We start from the raw sequence: 16,582 nt of genomic DNA on the forward strand, positions 1-16,582 counted from the left end.
GAAATTCTCAGGCCATTTCATTTTTATTCCACTTGCTCATCTTCCATACTGACAATACGACCTTCTCTTTGTCCAAGATCATATTTTTCACGGTATTCAGCCAATGTTGTTTTATAATCGTCACCTTCGATCGCATATACTTTGGAATCATGAATATGAATGTCTGTATCTTTTTCACGAATCTTAATCAAGGCCACCATACTACTTGCACAGTGTGTAGCGATACGGTTTAAGCTATTTAATAAATCATTGAATACTGTACCTTCTTCAAGGCCACAGTTTCCTTGTGATAAACGTTCAACGTGACGCAATTTCATTTCATCACAAAGTCCACGAATGACAATTCCTAATGGAGATACGCGCCTTGCCAAATTTAAATCATCTTCTAGATACGCATGATATGTCATATTCATAGATTCACGAACGGCTTCCATAACAAGGTTTAATTCATCCATAGCCGCTTCTGACATTTCCATACGATTCTCATTGATACTCTTTGACATTTCGGCAATATCTGCAGCGTGATCACCAATTCTTTCAAAGTCACTAATTGTATGAAGATATAGTGAGGCTTGTCTTGTTTGTTCTGTATTTAATGCTTGTTTTGTCAGCTGCATTAAATAAGAACCTAAACGCGCTTCGTATTTATCAATCAAAGTTTCTTTACGATGTACCTTATCATATTTTTCAGGTCTAAACTCATTGATCAAGTTCATTGAACGATTCACGTTATTACGAACCTTTTTAGCCATGCCATTCATTACACGATGACATTGTGCAATCGCCAATGCAGGATACGGAATCAAACGTTCTTCCAATAAATCAAAGTCTGCTTGTTCTTCTAAATCTTCAGGACTGTCTTTGACAATACGCATTAATAATTTTTCAATTTGAGGAATGAACCAGAATAATACTAAAACATTTCCACAACGAATGGCTGTATTCATTAATGCGATATTTACTGGAGACATAACTTTATTCACAAAGCCATAATGCATAAACACATTTGAACCATAGAATAAGATTGACCAGATAATCATACCAAATAAGTCATTGATCAAATATTCTAATGCGGTACGTTTACCATTCTTATTTGCACTTAAGGCCGAAATCAATACAGGACATGCAGCACCAATACCAATACCTAAGTTAATTGGGAAGGCAGCCGCAAATGTCAATGAGCCTGTCATAGATAGTGCCTGCAAGATACCAATCGCAGCACTAGCACTTTGTAGAACAGCTGTAAACAAAATACCAACAAGAATACCCATGACTGGATTTGAGAACATTGTAAGCATACTAATAAATGTTTCGTTTGTTCTTAAAGGCGAAACGGCTCCACTCATTTGTTGCATACCTGTCATTAAAATCGCAAATCCAAGCATGATATTTCCAACATTTTTATGTGTAGTACGTTTTCCAAATGTTTTTAAACAAATACCAATAAACGCAAACAAAGTTGTGATCGTAGCTGTTGAGAATAAGCTTGCGATACCACTAGAACCACCAACATAAGATAAACACAATATCCAACCGGTAATACTTGTACCAATATTGGCACCCATGATAATACCGATAGCTTGTCTTAGTTTCATCATACCTGAGTTAACAAAACCAATGACCATTACTGTCGTAGCACTACTAGACTGAATAACAGAAGTAACACCTGCACCTAAGGCAACACCTTTTAAGCTCGTGTTTGTCATCTTGTACAAGAATGCTTCTAACTTGTTACCGGCTACGCTTTTTAGTCCATCGCCCATTAATGACATACCGAACAAAAATAACGCAATGCCTCCTAATAGGGATAAGACCATTGTAACTATTTCCATCTTGAACTCCTTTATAAAATGAATATTTAATTTTCAATTTTTACGCATATCGCGACGTCTTTATTATGCAATAAAAACAATGTCAAAACAATATTAAATTTATGTTAATTTTCTGTAAAATGAAGTTTTTTTCTGAAAACGCTTTAAAAAAGATGACTTTAGAAACCTAAAATCATCTTTGCGATCATCTCAAAAAATTGAATCATATTTGAACGTAACATACCCAACGGATAATCTAATAAACCTGAAAAAATCAATAAGATAAATAATAGATTCATCCATGGTGCACCATCAATAAATTTATAGTATTTATCGTCGGGTAAAAACGAAAACAATACTTTTGAGCCATCTAATGGTGGTACTGGAATCAAGTTAAAAATGCCAAAACCAGTTGAAATCAATCCTGTATATGTCAATGTATTCGATATAAAATATCCTACACTAGACATCATAAAATATGGAGCAAATTTATAGAGTGCATAAAATAAGAATACACAAATAAAGCTTAATAGAAAGTTTGCGATTGGACCCGCAAAACTTGTCCATATGATTCCTGTCTTCGCATCTTTGTAGTAACGTGCATCCACGGGTACCGGTTTTGCCCAGCCAAATCCACATACTAATAGACAGACAAGTCCAATCCAGTCAACATGTTTAAAAGGATTTAAGCTCAATCGACCTTCCATCTTAGCCGTAGGATCTCCCATCCAATAGGACACAAGTCCATGTGCCGTTTCATGAATCGACATGGAAAGAACAACGGCAATGACGAGATAAATAATATTTGATAAATTAAACATTAAATCTAAAGTGCATTACATCGCCATCTTGCACGACATAATCCTTTCCTTCTAGGCGCAAGCGTCCTGCTTCTTTAATAGCTAATTCGCTACCTAATTCATCGATATCTTCAAAACGATATACTTCAGCACGAATAAATCCCTTCTTGAAATCTGTGTGGATAACACCTGCACAATCTGGTGCTTTCATGCCTTTTTTAAATGTCCATGCACGACATTCATCTTCTCCAGCCGTTAAGAATGTACATAAATCCAATACGGCATAAGCCTTTTGAATCAATTGATCCAAACCAGATGTTTCAACACCTAATTCTTCTAAGAAAGCATCTTTTTCTTCTTTATCTAAACCAGACAATTCTTCTTCCATTTGCGCACATAAGGCAACAACCTGGTTATTTTGGCTTTGTGCATATTCTTTTACTTGGTTATAGTAAGCACATGAATCTGGGTCCATGATCCCTTCATCATCTAGGTTGGCAACATAAATCATTGGTTTAGCTGTTAATAAGTTATAGCCTTTCATTAAGATTTGTTCATCTTCATTCAACTCTAATGAACGAGCTGGTTTTCCTTCTTCTAAGATTGGTTGTAGACGATCTAATAAAGCCAATTCATCCAATGATTCTTTATCCTTGTTTGTCTTAGCCTTACGCTCGATCTTACTTCTACGATTTTCAATTGTCTGAAGATCAGCTAAAGTTAATTCTAGATTGATAATTTCAATATCACGAATTGGATCTACACTATTTTCAACGTGTGTGATATCTGGATTGTCAAAACAACGAACTACGTGGCAAATCGCATCTGTTAAACGAATGTTTGATAAGAATTGGTTACCAAGTCCTTCACCTTGACTGGCTCCCTTAACTAATCCTGCGATATCTGTAAATTCAAATGTTGTATAAATTGTCTTTTTCGGATTAAAAATTTCAACCAAACGATCAATACGATAGTCTGGTACTTCTACAACGCCTACATTAGGCTGAATTGTCGCAAATGGATAGTTTGCGGCTTCTACCTGTGATTTTGTGATAGCGTTAAATAAAGTGGACTTTCCTACGTTAGGAAGACCAACAATTCCTGCAGTTAATGGCATAAATTCAATACATCCTCTCTCTACTCTTCTTCATGTCGAATTACTTTTTTTAATTTCTTTTCAAATTTTTGTCTAGGCATTAAAACACTGGCTCCACAACCTAAACATTTAATTCGAATATCAGCACCCATACGAATAATTTTCCATTCATTGGACTTATGACAAGGATGCTCTTTTTTCATTTCTACAATATCATTTAATCCATATTCCATAATTATTCTCCTTGCATATGCATATGATATGCATCCAGCGTATTCGATAATAACATACAAACCGTCATTGGACCAACACCTTTTGGCACTGGACTTACATAACTTGCCTTTTTCGCAACCGATTCAAAGTCACAATCCCCTACAAGTTTTCCATTGACACGATTGATACCTACATCAATAACAACAGCCCCTTCTTTCACCCAATTTTCATTGACCATTTGCGCGACACCCATCGCAACAATCAAAATATCAGCTTGTGAAGCAATCTTTTCAATATCCGGCGTTTTTGAATGAACAATTGTCACTGTCGCGTTACGATTTTGAAGCAGTAATGCAACCGGTTTTCCTACAAGATTACTTCTTCCACAGACCACAGCACGTTTACCTGATAGATCTTTACATCCAATCGAATCTAACATGGCCATAACACCTTGTGGCGTACAAGGAATAAATCCTGGACGATTCGTAAGTAAACAACCAGCATTCATGGGGTGTAAGCCATCTACATCCTTTTGCGGATCAATCAACTCTAAGGCGGCTGTTTCATCTAAATGCGAAGGTAAAGGCATTTGCACTAAAATACCATCGACTTCAGAATCTAGATTTAAGCCCATGATCACATCACTTAATTCTTTTTGTGATACATTTTCATCTAGACGAATTGTTCTTTGAAGCATCCCAATAGAAGAACAAGCCTTTTCTTTACCACGAACATAAGACATACTTGCCGGATTATTTCCAACAAGTACAACACTTAATAATGGTAGTCTTGCCCCTTCAGCACGAATATCATCTATTTTTTGTTTCATTTGAGACTTGATGTTATCCGCAAGTACATTTCCATAAATAATTTCCATTAAAACAACTCCTTTGAATCCAATACAATCGTTACTGGACCATCATTCAATAATTCAATCTTCATATCAGCACCAAAAATACCTGTTTCAACATGCATACCTTGTTCTTGTAGCTTCTGATTGAATTGATCATACAATGTTGTAGCTAAATCTGGTTTACCTGCATTTGTAAAACTTGGGCGGTTACCCTTTTTACAATCCGCATATAAAGTAAATTGAGAAATAGAAAGAATACTTCCTTCTACGTCTTGAATGGATTTATTCATCTTCCCATTTTCATCTTCAAAAATTCGCAAGAATAAAATCTTATGAATCATTTTATCAATAATTTCATTTGTATCTTCATTATTGAATCCTACAAAAATACAATATCCATGATCAATTTGACCTGTTATTTGACCATCTACTGTACATTTTGCGTTCTTTGCCCTTTGAATTACTACTCTCATCCTTTTTTCTCCAATATACAAACACTAAGGCTTACAATACCTTCTTCATTTCCTACAAAACCAAGTTTTTCTCCCCGCGTAGCCTTAATTGAAACATCTTCTATATCACAATGTAATACATTTGAAATATTAGTACGCATAGAAATTATGTGTGGCGCCATTTTAGGTCTTTCAGCCAAAATAGTCGCATCTACATTACCAATCTGATATCCCATTTCATCCATCATATCATAGATATGTCCTAATAAGACAAGGCTATTAGCACCTTTATATTTAGGATCTGTATCTGGAAAATGTTTTCCTAAATCACCTAGTGCAAGTGCCCCTAAAATACTTTCACCAATCGCATGAGTTAAAACATCGGCATCTGAGTGACCTAAAAGTCCTTTGGTATGTTCAATTTCAACGCCGCCTAGAATAAGTTTACGCCCCATTACAAGCTGATGAATATCTACGGCTTGTCCAATACGTATATTATGCATAAACCACCTTAGACGTTCTTTCAGCACGCTTTCCAAGCTCTTCGTCTCTATAACCTAAAATACAATGTCCTATACCTTCGTAAGATTCTGGTATTCCCCATTTATTCTTTAATTCTTTACCAAAGTCTGTTTCAAATGTTTCTTTAGCACGGTGGATCCAGCATGAATCAACACCTAAGGCGTGAGCAGCATTCATTAGATTACCCATAGCCAAAGCTCCATCGTATAAATATGTAGGGGCATTGGTATCCGCAAAGACAATAATCAAACTCTTTGCGCCATAGAATGGGTCTGCCGATGAATTCATGACTTCCGCATTCTTTTTAGATAATTCTTTTACTAATTCTTCATCTTCAACAGCGACAAAGGCAAAGATTTGACGATTCATGCCACTTGGTGCACATTGACCTGCATAAATAATTTTTTCAATCAAATCGTGACTCACCTTTGTATTATTATATTTTCTCACACTTCTTCTCTCTACAAGATTTTTATATGCTTCATTCATAATATTTTGCCTCCAAAACTACCTCATATTATACAATACAAAATCTTAATATACAAAAAAAAGCCTGGCTAAAAAGCCAAGCTTAAAGTTTAAAAATTATCTAACAACACGAATGAATTGTGGAGATGCTGCTGTGCTTAAATATGCACTAGCAATTACAGTCTTACCTTCGTAGTTTCCATGAACAGCTTGTCCATTTCCAATATAGATAGCGATGTGGTCAACACCACGTCCACCATTGTTGTAATACAATAAGTCACCTTCTTGAGGATCGTTAGTGTAGTATCCATATTGACCTGCGTATTGATCTGGCCATAATTGATAAGCATCACTTACACCGGCATTAGCTAAAGCTTGTTGTACAACTTGTGTACACCATAATCCATCAGTTACACCTACTAATTTTTGTGCTTCTGAAGAAATTCTTTGTCCTAAAGTTGTAGCTGCAGGTGTTTCAACTGGTGCAGTTTCTTCTGGTGTAGCAGGAGTTTCAACAGGAGTTGTTTCTTCTGGTGCTGCTGGAGTTTCAACTGGAGCTGTTTCTTCTGGAGCAGCTGGTGTTTCTGCAGGTGCAGTTTCTGCTGGAGCAGCTGGTGTTTCAGCTGGTGCAGTTTCTGTTGGAGCTGCAGGAGTTTCAACTGGTGCAGTTTCTGTTGGTGTTTCAACAGGTGCTGCTGGTGTTTCAACTGGTGCAGTTTCTTCTGGAGCTGCTGGTGTTTCAGCAGGAGCTTCTGCTGGAGTTTCAGTTGTATCTGTTGCTTCAGTTGTAGTTGCTGGAGTTTCAGCTACAGTTTCAACTACTTCTGCTGCTTTTTTTTCTGTTTCTTCTTTTACAGCTTCTTGACTAGCTGTTGCTACTGTTTCTTTCACTTCCCCTGTAATGTTACTTGAAACGCTAGCTGTTGTTGCTTCTTCAGTCTTTGAAGAATTTACTGTTCCATCTTCTGAGAAATAGTAAGATTTTCCTTCGATTTCTTGCCATCCTTTTGCTACAGTTTTATCTTCATTGACATAGCGATCACCATGCCATCCAGGTTCTTCCTTGGCTGCAACTACTGTTGCTACAACAGGGAAAGCAGATGCTACACAAAGAATCGCCGCGACTTTTTTACCATTATTTTCTACAAAGTTCATTTTATTCTACCCCCTATTTAAAATAGTTCACGATTAGTTTACCACGAAACCACCTCTCAAACAACCCTAAATTCATTTTTTTGGTTAGAATCAATCAAAAGAAAAGGCCTCAAAGAGGCCTAATTTATCATCAATTATTTTGTTTTTTCAATGATTTCTGTGAAGCTATCTTCTTTCAAGCTAGCACCACCAATTAATGCACCATCGATATCTGGTTGAGCCATATATTCAACGATGTTGTTAGGTTTAACACTTCCACCGTATTGGATACGTACTTTTTCAGCAGCTTCTTCACCATACATATCCTTAACTTGGTCACGTACGATCTTACAGCAGTTTTCAGCGATTTCTACTGAAGCAGATTTTCCAGTTCCGATAGCCCAGATTGGTTCGTAGGCAATAACCATTTCACCTACACATTTTGGACATAAATCAGCTAAAGAACCAGCTAATTCTTCACGAATTACTTTTTCTGAGTTTCCAGCATCGTAATCAGCTTCTGTTTCACCAACACATAAGATTGGAGTGATTCCAGCTTTAATTAAACGTTTTGCTTTTTTGTTTACTGTTTCATCAGTATCACCGAACATTTCACGACGTTCTGAGTGACCAATAATGCAGTATTTAACTCCCATTTCTTCTAACATAGGAACACTAACTTCACCAGTGAAAGCTCCACTATCTTCAAAGTGGCAGTTTTCAGCAGCTACAACTAAGTTTTTAGCGTGATCCAATGCAGTTCTTAAATCAGTAAATGGACATCCAATTCCATAAGTAGCATTTTCGCTAGCAGCAACACCGTCAACAGCTTCGAAGAAAGCTTTTGTTTCAGCGTTGTTTTTGTTCATTTTCCAGTTTCCAACGATAATAGGTTTTCTCATCTTAAGTACATCTCCTTATTACTTTTCGCTGATAATAGCGATACCAGGTAATGTTTTACCTTCCATGTATTCCAAACTAGCTCCACCACCAGTTGAAACGTGAGAGAATTTGTCTGCATATCCTAATTGTTTTGCAGCAGCAGCAGAGTCTCCACCACCGATTACTGTAATAGCATCTGGTAATTCAGAGATTGCTTTACATACTTCTTCAGTACCTTTAGCGAATTTAGGCATTTCGAATACACCCATAGGTCCATTCCATACTACAGTTTTAGCACCAGCTAAAGTTTCTTTGAACAATTCAACAGATTTAGGACCAATATCTAATCCCATCCATCCATCAGGAATTTGTCCAGCATCTGCAACAGAAGTGTTAGCTTCTTCACTAAATGCATCCGCAATTACGTTATCTACAGGAAGAACTAATTTGTCTCCAGCTTTTTCTAAATATTCTTTTGCTAAATCCAATTTGTCATCTTCAACTAATGAAGTACCGATTGAACCACCAACAGCTTTAGAGAATGTATAAGCCATTCCACCACCGATGATAACTTTGTCAGCTTTTTTCAATAAGTTGTCAACAACATCGATTTTACTAGATACTTTAGATCCACCAATGATAGCTACGAATGGGTGAGCTGGTTCATCAACAGCTTTTCCTAACATTGTAACTTCTTTTTCAACTAAGAATCCTAATCCGTTTTCTTTAATGTTTGTAGGGATACCTACAGTAGAAGCGTGAGCACGGTGAACAGATCCGAATGCATCTTCAACGAATACTTCACCTAAGCTAGCCCAATATGCACCTAATTCAGGATCATTTTTGCTTTCGCCTTTTTCGTAACGAGTATTTTGCATTAATACGATTTCCCCATCAGCTAATGCATTTACAGCGTTTTCTAATTCTTCACCACGAGTTACTGGGCAGAAAGATACTTTTACTTCTGGTAACAATTCTTGTAAACGTACGGCTACGCATTCCAAGTTGTTTTTAGCTTTGTCTTCTTCAGTCTTAACTTTTCCTAAGTGAGACATCAAAATAACTTTAGCTTTGTTTTCTACTAAATATTTAATTGTAGGTAAAGCCATTACGATACGGTTATCATCAGTGATAACACCATCTTTTCTTGGCACGTTAAAATCACAACGTACGATGACCTTTTTTCCAGCTACATCAAGGTCTTTAACAGTTCTCTTTGTCATGTATATTCCTCCTACTGTCATTTTTTTGCACATCCATTATATCACTACATAAATTGATTGACTAGTTTTTCACAAGTAAAATATTTCACAAAAAGCGCTTACATCACTTACTTGTGGTAATTCCGACCATTATTGATCATAAAACCACGATAAATCTGTTCCAACATCAAGACACGCGTCATTAAATGCGTAAAAGTTAGATCCGATAATTTCCAACGATAATTTGCTCTAGAAACTAATTTTTCACTCGGTCCAAGACTTCCCGCAATCACAAAGACAATATTTGAATACTTCATTTGCCACATATCCAAATTCTTCGCAAACGACTCAGAATCAATCATCTTGCCATGAAGATCAAGCAAGACCACAAAATCCTGATCTGATAGTTTTTCTAAAACACGATTTCCCTCTTTTTCCTTCACCAATAAAACCTCGGCTTCTCTAGAAACATGCTCATTCGCCTCATCTTTTACCTCGATTTCACTAAACTTACAAAAAGCCGACAATCGCTTTATATATTCTTTTTCTAAAGACTGTAACGCCTTATCTTTATTCTTACCAATCGCAATTAATTTAATCACAATATCCCTCCAAACAAATACATTATCCTAAAAACATAAATGATTTTCAATTATCATTTTCTTTAATATCCTTCACAAAATAATCATAGCGATCCAAAAATAACTTCATTGTTTGATAGCTAGAAGTCGATTTATAATCCACTTCTTCTACCTTACCCTCATCAAACGATAAGATTTGTGCACCTGGAAACCCCAATAATATAGGAGAGTGTGTCGCAATGATAAATTGACAATTTTGTTTCACACATGATTGAATTAAATAGAGTAGTGCCAATTGATTCTGACAAGATAAAGCTGCTTCGGGTTCATCCAACAAGTAAAGTCCATTTTTATTTGTTTGTTTCATCAATACAGAAAAGAAACTTTGACCATGCGATTGATCATGATATCTTTCAGAAAAAACGCCACTATATTCCATTTCCTTTGTCGCCACATTGTAGAAGCTTTCAGCTCTTAAGAAATACATCCAATCCGGTTTTCTAGAACGCCACAAACGCATATGATTATGCAAATTCGAATACGAGTCATATGTAGAAAAATTATAGTTCCTTGTTCCACCTTCTGGATTCAATCCATTTTTAATCGCAAGAGCCTCCAACAAAGTGGATTTACCACTTCCATTTTCTCCACAAAAGAAGGTTACCGGCTTACTAAAAGTTAATTGATCAATACTTCGAATACTTTGAATATCGGCCACATAATCATCAACTTCGTCCCATAAGATATCAAATCCATTAATAAACATAATCATCACCTAAAAAAATAGTACTCTATTCGAGTACTAAATTCCATGATGATTCACATAATATATATAGATACATAACCCAATCAAGATAAATCCTAATATCCAATTAAGCATTTCTTTTTACAATTCCATAATAGACTTTTGAAGTTAATACATAAATCACAATGTAGACTAGCGCAAAGGACGCAAAACAGAACATTGTCGTACGAATATATAGCCATGAATCACTCACAAACAACAAATGAAGTAGCTTTTCAATCATTGGATACGCAAAACAAACATGAAGTCCTGCCACAAGTAATGGCATAAAGAATACCGTTAACACCTGTGAATGAATAGCTCGTTTTACATCTTGTTGTTCAAGACCCACTTTCTGCATGATCTCAAAACGATCTTTATCTTCATAGCCTTCTGTAATTTGTTTGTAGTACATAATCAGAATGGTTGCCATAATAAATAAGAAGCTTAAGAAGATCCCAATAAATAAGAAGCCTGCATATAATTCAATCAACCCTTGTTTCTGATTCGATTTACTTGACCAAATAAAATCATTTATATTCTCATTCTGGCCTAACTTTTTAATAACTTCACGCTCATTCGCATCACAATCAAACGAATAATAAGCACGTATTGCACTCGCATTGTCACCATACACATTTGTCTGATCTTGTTGCATCTTCTCTAAAGTCTTTTCTGAATCCACAATAATATAATAATGTTCTGTTATATTTGGATTACTCTCATCCATCTTCAAGTGGTCCAATTGTTTCTTCACAACATATTCTTTTCCAAATAAAGATAAAGTCTTTTCTTTGATCGTCTCTACATTGGAATACACATAGATTTCATTGGGTTTTAAAGACCCCTTAATATTTTCATAATCTTGAATATCTTTTAATGGAAGACAATAAAATTCTTGAATTTCATTTACGGCATTCATACCCTCATTCCGATAATCCGTAATCAAAGTTCCATTCTTTAAATATCCAGCATAATCCAATCTCTTATACGCAAGAAGATTCTTTGGAACAATGCCCATACGAATCAATTCTTCATTCATTTCATCAAAATCAATATTAGAAGCATCCCCATATCCATTTCCCATTACACTTCTAGGATATTGTGAATCCACAATACTATCAATACTTGACCACATACTTAGTGTTGTAGACAACATGACTAAAACCATTGTTGAAAGAATACAGATATTGGCTAGTCCTACCGCATTTTGTTTCATACGATACATCATGCCAGAAATACTAATAAAGTGATTCGTCTTATAATAATAATTCTTGTTTTTCTTCATTAATTTTAAGAAAGTCACTGATATGGATGTAAATAATAAATAGGTTCCAATAATGACAAGTACTACAGCCACAAAGAAGAAATAGAGTGCAGTCAATGGATTTTTTGTGCTGATCGACAAATAGTATCCAATACCTAGACAAAGAATGCCCACAATAGATAGAAACCATTTTGCCTTAGGCTCTTTTTCACCCATATGATCCGAATGTAGCAATTCAATTGGACTTGAAATATGGATACGAACCATAGAATAGAAATAGATCAATGCATAAATCAATCCAATCACAAGAACGCATTGTCTCATGCCAAAAAAAGAAAAGTAGAAGCCGAGTACAATATCTGCACCAATCATTTTTGCGATAACCAAAAACATCGCTTTATCAAATAAGATACCTAAGCCAATACCTAAAGCTAATGAAACAAGTAAAGTAATCGCAGTTTCATAAAATAAGACACGAGCTAAATGCTTTTTTTCCATTCCTAATATAGAGAATAACGCAAACTCTTTTTGTCTTCTTTTAATTAAAAAACTATATGTATAGAACAAGAAGATAAACGCAAAGATTTCAATAATCACAACTCCAAAGCCTAACATCTGCGTTAGTTGCGTTGCCCCTAACATTTCATTTAAGTTTGGATTGTTTGCCAAAGAAACAACCATATACAACATCATTGTCGTTAAGACACTCGTTAATATATAAGGAATGATGGTACGTGCATTCTTCTTCAAATTATCTACAGCTAAATTTAAATAGAAAGCTCTACTCATGATGAACACCACCTGTAGCTAGTAGTGTCAACGTATCACTAATACATTGATACATCTGATCTAAGTTTTTATTACCCTTATATATTTCATGGAAAATCTTTCCATCCTTAATAAACAAAACGCGAGACGCATGACTTGCAGCCTTTGTCGAATGGGTAACCATCACAATCGTTTGTTGATTTTCATTGATAGTTCCAAATAAATGTAAAAGCTCCTCTGTACTTTTTGAATCCAAAGCCCCCGTTGGCTCATCCGCTAGAATTAGATCTGGATTTGTGATGATAGCACGAGCTACGGCAACACGCTGTTTTTGACCCCCACTAATTTCATATGGAAACTTATCCAAAATATCTTCAATCCCTAATTGTTTGGCAATCGGAGTCAATCTTTCTTTCATTTCCGGATATTTTTTCTTACTTAAAACCAAAGGCAAGAAAATATTATCGCGATTATTAAAATTATCTAATAAATTAAAGTCTTGAAACACAAAACCTAAGTGTTCTCTTCGAAAGTTCGCAATTTCTTTTTCTGAAATATGCGTAATATCTTTACCATGTAGTAAGACCTGTCCACTGGTTGGTTTATCTAAAGCTGCCAAGATATTTAATAAGGTTGTCTTACCTGATCCAGACTCACCCATGATAGCTACATATTCGCCTTTATTCACACTAAAATTAACGTTAGTCAATGCCTGTACTTGATTCTGTGTAAATCTTGTTGTATATACTTTTTTTAAATTTTTTACTTCTAATAATGCCATATCCATTACCTCCATGTACACCAAAATTCTACAAAGAATTCATAAATGCAGCCATCGATTCAGCTAACACTCACCTTACAAGATTGTAAGATTACTCGATTCTTCCTTCAAAATGTGTAAGATTCAATATGACTCGAGTCCCCTTACCAACACTAGATTCAATTGTTATTTTGTGATTCAACATATCTAAAATGTTCTTACATAAATATAGACCTAAACCACTCGCTGTTTTATCACTACGACCATTCATACCTGTATAGCCCTTTTCAAATACACGATTTAAATCACTTGCACTAATGCCAATCCCATTATCTTCAATCACTAAGATATGTTTAGACTTCATATATATAGAGATCAAACCATTTTCATTTGTATATTTAAGACTATTCGAAAAAATTTGTTCCAACACAAACACAAGCCACTTTTCATCACTCAATATCACATCCTTAGTTTCTTTAAACTGTAACTGAATGTGTTTTCGAATAAATTCTGTTGAGAAACGACGAATCGATTGTCGAATCAAATCATCCAATTCCAATTCTTTAAACAAGAAATCAGTATGCGTACTATGTAATCGTAGATAGGCTAAAACCATATCTGTATATTGGTCCATGCGTAAGAGTTGTAATTTAATTTCACTACGACTCAATTTTTCATCTTCAAGTAGTAACTTCATAGCAGCAATGGGTAGCTTAGCCTGATGCACCCACATCGTAAAATAATCTTCTAGATCATGCATTTTACTTTCTGATGATTCAACATACTGATCATGATAATTTTTCATAGCCACTAAGATTTCATGATAGTCCTCTCCAATCAATGATGAATCTTGAAGATCACAAGACAAGGAAACATTACTATTTAAGCGAAGTGTGACTCGTGTTTGGTGTTTCTTATAATATTTGTAGTAATCAAACAACCCACAAACAACTATCAATACACAAAGAATCATAAAAGCGTATGTAAAGGCTTCAAGTTCTAGATTATAGAGTTTAAATACACATAGACAAACTAAAACACTCACAACATAGATCATAATAAAGAACACTCTGTCTTTTAAATAATGACTCAACAATTTCATATCTTATATCCCAATCCTTTTTTAGTTTGAATAAAATCCACAATGCCAATACTCTCTAGTTTTTTACGCAAACGATTCACATTTACACTGAGTGCATTTTCATCCACATAAAAATCCGTCTTCCACAAATATTCCATTAAACTATCTCGAGATACAATCGTCCCCTTCTTTTCCATTAATAGACGAAGTATCTTAGCCTCATTCTTACTCAGTTCAATTTGAGAAGATTGAAAACTTACGGTATTATCATCTAAATTAAAGCGTACGCCTTGATATTCAAGCACATTATGGTTGGATACAAAGTCATAGCTACGTCTTAATATTGCCGTAATTTTTGCAGCAAGAACATTTAAATCAAATGGTTTGCACACAAAATCATCCGCACCCTTAGAGATAGCCATCACAATACTCATATTGTCTGTAGCACTTGAAATAAAGATAATTGGTACTTTTGATTCTTCACGAATCTTTTCCGTCCATAAATATCCATTTAAATAAGGCAGTGTAATATCCATTAATACTAAGTCTGGATTATAAGACTGAAATGCGTCCATCACATTATAAAAATCAACCACTCGACAAACATCATAGTTCCAAGATTTAAGAAACGATTCTAACTTTTTTGAGATAACTTCATCATCTTCTACAATCATTATTTTATACATAGTCTCACCCATTTTATTATACTGCATAAGTCAGGAAATCTTTCTAACAATGGTGTAAGATAAGACCAAAAGGAAGTGAGAGTATGATCTATCTTCAAATGGGAATCCTCATTCTAGAAATCGGATTATGTTATTTAATAAACAACTTATTAAAAGATACATTAAACAAAAAAATACGATACGCCATCTGTATCGCATTACTATTGAATTGTTGGAACATGCGCACATATCAAGCTATGTGAGCTGTACATACATTATTCTGTTTACTAATCCTATTATTGATATTCAAAAAAAGAAAACCAATTCTCTGTATAATACTGTCAGCTATAATATCCACATCCATCGTTACTTTTGGCTATGTGAATATGTATACGATTCATCAAACAAACTACAATCTAACAACAGAAAAGAACATAAATCCAACTAAGATATGTTTTATTGCCGATATGCATTATCCCAACGCGAACAATCCTGAAAGATTAAAAGCAATCACAAATACATTAATGAAAGTAAAACCCGACTTCTACCTATTAGGCGGAGACTTCGTCGATGAATCCACATCAGAAGAAGATATGAATGTACTATTCAAACAACTTGGAAGACTTACTAAAATAGCCCCTGTTTATTTTGTATATGGCAATCACGAAAACAAGATAAAATTCACAAGAAACAAACTCAATCAAGCCATCACTAAAAACAACATTACCATTCTAAATGATCAAAAAGTGCATTTAAAAAACATCATGCTTATTGGCAGAAAAGACTACACCAACCCAAACCGAAAGAAAACAAAAGACTACCACCTTACAAATAAAACCTACAATATCGTCCTAGACCATCAACCACAAGGAACAAGTGAAAACATCAAAAGCAACGTCGACCTTCAACTCAGTGGTCATACCCACAACGGACAAATATTTCCACTATCCTATTCTTACCATTTACAACCCGACTTTGTGGGCAATTACGGAAAAGAAACATTCAAAAACTATACAAAGATCATTAGCTCAGGCCTTGTTGGTTGGGGTTTTCCAATAAGAACAGAGGGTATATGTGAGTATGTGGTAGTTAATATCAAAAAGGCAAAATAAAAAGCGCTAACCACCCACTCACAACGGATTTAGCGCTCTAGCGTTACCTAAAAAGACTATATAAGAATAGTTAGGGTTTAGATCTGCTTTAAGATTACTTGGGGCAGAGTGCTAAGTAGCTAAAAATTCGC

At 35.1% G+C, this 16,582-nt stretch carries 19 protein-coding genes; 2 read left to right on the forward strand and 17 right to left on the reverse strand.

Annotation, left to right across the window (positions count from 1 at the left end):
• Positions 1–23: 23 nt before the first annotated feature.
• The 17 genes from Q0F04_RS05000 to Q0F04_RS05080 form a co-directional block, all read right to left on the reverse strand.
• Positions 24–1,832 (reverse strand): Na/Pi cotransporter family protein, encoded by a 1,809-nt coding sequence (locus Q0F04_RS05000; RefSeq protein WP_295750875.1) that lies wholly within the window; start codon positions 1,830–1,832, stop codon positions 24–26.
• 158 nt (positions 1,833–1,990) lie between these two features.
• Positions 1,991–2,632, reverse strand: a complete 642-nt coding sequence (locus tag Q0F04_RS05005; RefSeq protein WP_117570828.1) for a site-2 protease family protein — start codon at positions 2,630–2,632, stop codon at positions 1,991–1,993.
• Positions 2,625–3,728: a redox-regulated ATPase YchF gene (ychF, locus tag Q0F04_RS05010; protein WP_117570827.1), complete on the reverse strand. Its 1,104-nt coding sequence runs from the start codon at positions 3,726–3,728 to the stop codon at positions 2,625–2,627. The genes Q0F04_RS05005 and ychF overlap by 8 nt, the downstream gene beginning before the upstream one ends.
• Before the next feature lie 20 nt (positions 3,729–3,748).
• Positions 3,749–3,940 carry a DUF951 domain-containing protein gene (locus Q0F04_RS05015; RefSeq protein ID WP_117570826.1) on the reverse strand — a complete coding sequence of 64 codons (192 nt, stop codon included), beginning with the start codon at positions 3,938–3,940 and terminating at the stop codon, positions 3,749–3,751.
• 2 nt (positions 3,941–3,942) lie between these two features.
• Positions 3,943–4,797, reverse strand: coding sequence for a bifunctional methylenetetrahydrofolate dehydrogenase/methenyltetrahydrofolate cyclohydrolase FolD (gene folD, locus Q0F04_RS05020; protein ID WP_295750878.1), 855 nt, complete (start codon positions 4,795–4,797; stop codon positions 3,943–3,945).
• Positions 4,797–5,246, reverse strand: coding sequence for a D-aminoacyl-tRNA deacylase (dtd, locus tag Q0F04_RS05025; RefSeq protein ID WP_295750881.1), 450 nt, complete (start codon positions 5,244–5,246; stop codon positions 4,797–4,799). The genes folD and dtd overlap by 1 nt, the downstream gene beginning before the upstream one ends.
• Positions 5,243–5,728 carry a 2-C-methyl-D-erythritol 2,4-cyclodiphosphate synthase gene (gene ispF, locus Q0F04_RS05030; protein WP_295750883.1) on the reverse strand — a complete coding sequence of 162 codons (486 nt, stop codon included), beginning with the start codon at positions 5,726–5,728 and terminating at the stop codon, positions 5,243–5,245. The genes dtd and ispF overlap by 4 nt, the downstream gene beginning before the upstream one ends.
• Entirely contained in the window at positions 5,721–6,236 is a 516-nt protein-coding gene (locus tag Q0F04_RS05035) for a nitroreductase (RefSeq protein ID WP_295750885.1), read from the reverse strand. The genes ispF and Q0F04_RS05035 overlap by 8 nt, the downstream gene beginning before the upstream one ends.
• A gap of 96 nt (positions 6,237–6,332) precedes the next feature.
• Positions 6,333–7,370 carry an NlpC/P60 family protein gene (locus tag Q0F04_RS05040; RefSeq protein WP_295750888.1) on the reverse strand — a complete coding sequence of 346 codons (1,038 nt, stop codon included), beginning with the start codon at positions 7,368–7,370 and terminating at the stop codon, positions 6,333–6,335.
• 134 nt (positions 7,371–7,504) lie between these two features.
• Positions 7,505–8,251 (reverse strand): triose-phosphate isomerase, encoded by a 747-nt coding sequence (tpiA, locus tag Q0F04_RS05045; protein WP_295750890.1) that lies wholly within the window; start codon positions 8,249–8,251, stop codon positions 7,505–7,507.
• Between the two features lie 18 nt (positions 8,252–8,269).
• A complete protein-coding gene (locus Q0F04_RS05050; RefSeq protein ID WP_295750893.1) occupies positions 8,270–9,454 on the reverse strand; it encodes a phosphoglycerate kinase in 1,185 nt (394 codons plus the stop codon).
• Positions 9,455–9,561: 107 nt separating this feature from the next.
• Complete coding sequence (locus Q0F04_RS05055; protein ID WP_117926646.1) at positions 9,562–10,035, reverse strand: 23S rRNA (pseudouridine(1915)-N(3))-methyltransferase RlmH; 474 nt, start codon at positions 10,033–10,035, stop codon at positions 9,562–9,564.
• 46 nt (positions 10,036–10,081) lie between these two features.
• Positions 10,082–10,780: an AAA family ATPase gene (locus tag Q0F04_RS05060; protein WP_295750899.1), complete on the reverse strand. Its 699-nt coding sequence runs from the start codon at positions 10,778–10,780 to the stop codon at positions 10,082–10,084.
• 106 nt (positions 10,781–10,886) lie between these two features.
• Positions 10,887–12,854 (reverse strand): ABC transporter permease, encoded by a 1,968-nt coding sequence (locus tag Q0F04_RS05065; RefSeq protein ID WP_295750902.1) that lies wholly within the window; start codon positions 12,852–12,854, stop codon positions 10,887–10,889.
• Positions 12,847–13,614: an ABC transporter ATP-binding protein gene (locus Q0F04_RS05070; RefSeq protein ID WP_270463524.1), complete on the reverse strand. Its 768-nt coding sequence runs from the start codon at positions 13,612–13,614 to the stop codon at positions 12,847–12,849. Before Q0F04_RS05070 ends, Q0F04_RS05065 begins: the two co-directional genes overlap by 8 nt.
• Positions 13,615–13,705: 91 nt before the next feature.
• Positions 13,706–14,695 carry a sensor histidine kinase gene (locus Q0F04_RS05075; protein ID WP_295750904.1) on the reverse strand — a complete coding sequence of 330 codons (990 nt, stop codon included), beginning with the start codon at positions 14,693–14,695 and terminating at the stop codon, positions 13,706–13,708.
• Positions 14,692–15,360: a response regulator transcription factor gene (locus tag Q0F04_RS05080; protein WP_295750906.1), complete on the reverse strand. Its 669-nt coding sequence runs from the start codon at positions 15,358–15,360 to the stop codon at positions 14,692–14,694. The genes Q0F04_RS05075 and Q0F04_RS05080 overlap by 4 nt, the downstream gene beginning before the upstream one ends.
• Positions 15,361–15,443: 83 nt before the next feature.
• Between Q0F04_RS05080 and Q0F04_RS05085 the strand changes: the two genes are divergently transcribed.
• Together Q0F04_RS05085 and Q0F04_RS05090 are read left to right on the forward strand one after the other, a co-directional pair.
• On the forward strand, positions 15,444–15,602 hold the full coding sequence (locus Q0F04_RS05085) for a hypothetical protein (protein ID WP_295750908.1): 159 nt from the start codon (positions 15,444–15,446) through the stop codon (positions 15,600–15,602).
• Positions 15,603–15,725: 123 nt separating this feature from the next.
• Positions 15,726–16,451 (forward strand): metallophosphoesterase, encoded by a 726-nt coding sequence (locus Q0F04_RS05090; protein WP_295750910.1) that lies wholly within the window; start codon positions 15,726–15,728, stop codon positions 16,449–16,451.
• Positions 16,452–16,582: the final 131 nt, after the last annotated feature.

Origin of the sequence: uncultured Holdemanella sp. (genome assembly GCF_934772795.1) — a bacterium.
Lineage (GTDB): Bacteria > Bacillota_I > Bacilli_A > Erysipelotrichales > Erysipelotrichaceae > Holdemanella.

Coding starts and splice junctions, on each gene's coding strand:
- Q0F04_RS05000 (WP_295750875.1), bottom strand. CDS start 1,832: ATGGAAATAGTTACAATGGTCTTATCCCTATTAGGAGGCATTGCGTTA.
- Q0F04_RS05005 (WP_117570828.1), bottom strand. CDS start 2,632: ATGTTTAATTTATCAAATATTATTTATCTCGTCATTGCCGTTGTTCTT.
- ychF (WP_117570827.1), bottom strand. CDS start 3,728: ATGCCATTAACTGCAGGAATTGTTGGTCTTCCTAACGTAGGAAAGTCC.
- Q0F04_RS05015 (WP_117570826.1), bottom strand. CDS start 3,940: ATGGAATATGGATTAAATGATATTGTAGAAATGAAAAAAGAGCATCCT.
- folD (WP_295750878.1), bottom strand. CDS start 4,797: ATGGAAATTATTTATGGAAATGTACTTGCGGATAACATCAAGTCTCAA.
- dtd (WP_295750881.1), bottom strand. CDS start 5,246: ATGAGAGTAGTAATTCAAAGGGCAAAGAACGCAAAATGTACAGTAGAT.
- ispF (WP_295750883.1), bottom strand. CDS start 5,728: ATGCATAATATACGTATTGGACAAGCCGTAGATATTCATCAGCTTGTA.
- Q0F04_RS05035 (WP_295750885.1), bottom strand. CDS start 6,236: ATGAATGAAGCATATAAAAATCTTGTAGAGAGAAGAAGTGTGAGAAAA.
- Q0F04_RS05040 (WP_295750888.1), bottom strand. CDS start 7,370: ATGAACTTTGTAGAAAATAATGGTAAAAAAGTCGCGGCGATTCTTTGT.
- tpiA (WP_295750890.1), bottom strand. CDS start 8,251: ATGAGAAAACCTATTATCGTTGGAAACTGGAAAATGAACAAAAACAAC.
- Q0F04_RS05050 (WP_295750893.1), bottom strand. CDS start 9,454: ATGACAAAGAGAACTGTTAAAGACCTTGATGTAGCTGGAAAAAAGGTC.
- Q0F04_RS05060 (WP_295750899.1), bottom strand. CDS start 10,780: ATGTTTATTAATGGATTTGATATCTTATGGGACGAAGTTGATGATTAT.
- Q0F04_RS05065 (WP_295750902.1), bottom strand. CDS start 12,854: ATGAGTAGAGCTTTCTATTTAAATTTAGCTGTAGATAATTTGAAGAAG.
- Q0F04_RS05070 (WP_270463524.1), bottom strand. CDS start 13,614: ATGGCATTATTAGAAGTAAAAAATTTAAAAAAAGTATATACAACAAGA.
- Q0F04_RS05075 (WP_295750904.1), bottom strand. CDS start 14,695: ATGAAATTGTTGAGTCATTATTTAAAAGACAGAGTGTTCTTTATTATG.
- Q0F04_RS05080 (WP_295750906.1), bottom strand. CDS start 15,360: ATGTATAAAATAATGATTGTAGAAGATGATGAAGTTATCTCAAAAAAG.
- Q0F04_RS05085 (WP_295750908.1), top strand. CDS start 15,444: ATGATCTATCTTCAAATGGGAATCCTCATTCTAGAAATCGGATTATGT.
- Q0F04_RS05090 (WP_295750910.1), top strand. CDS start 15,726: ATGTATACGATTCATCAAACAAACTACAATCTAACAACAGAAAAGAAC.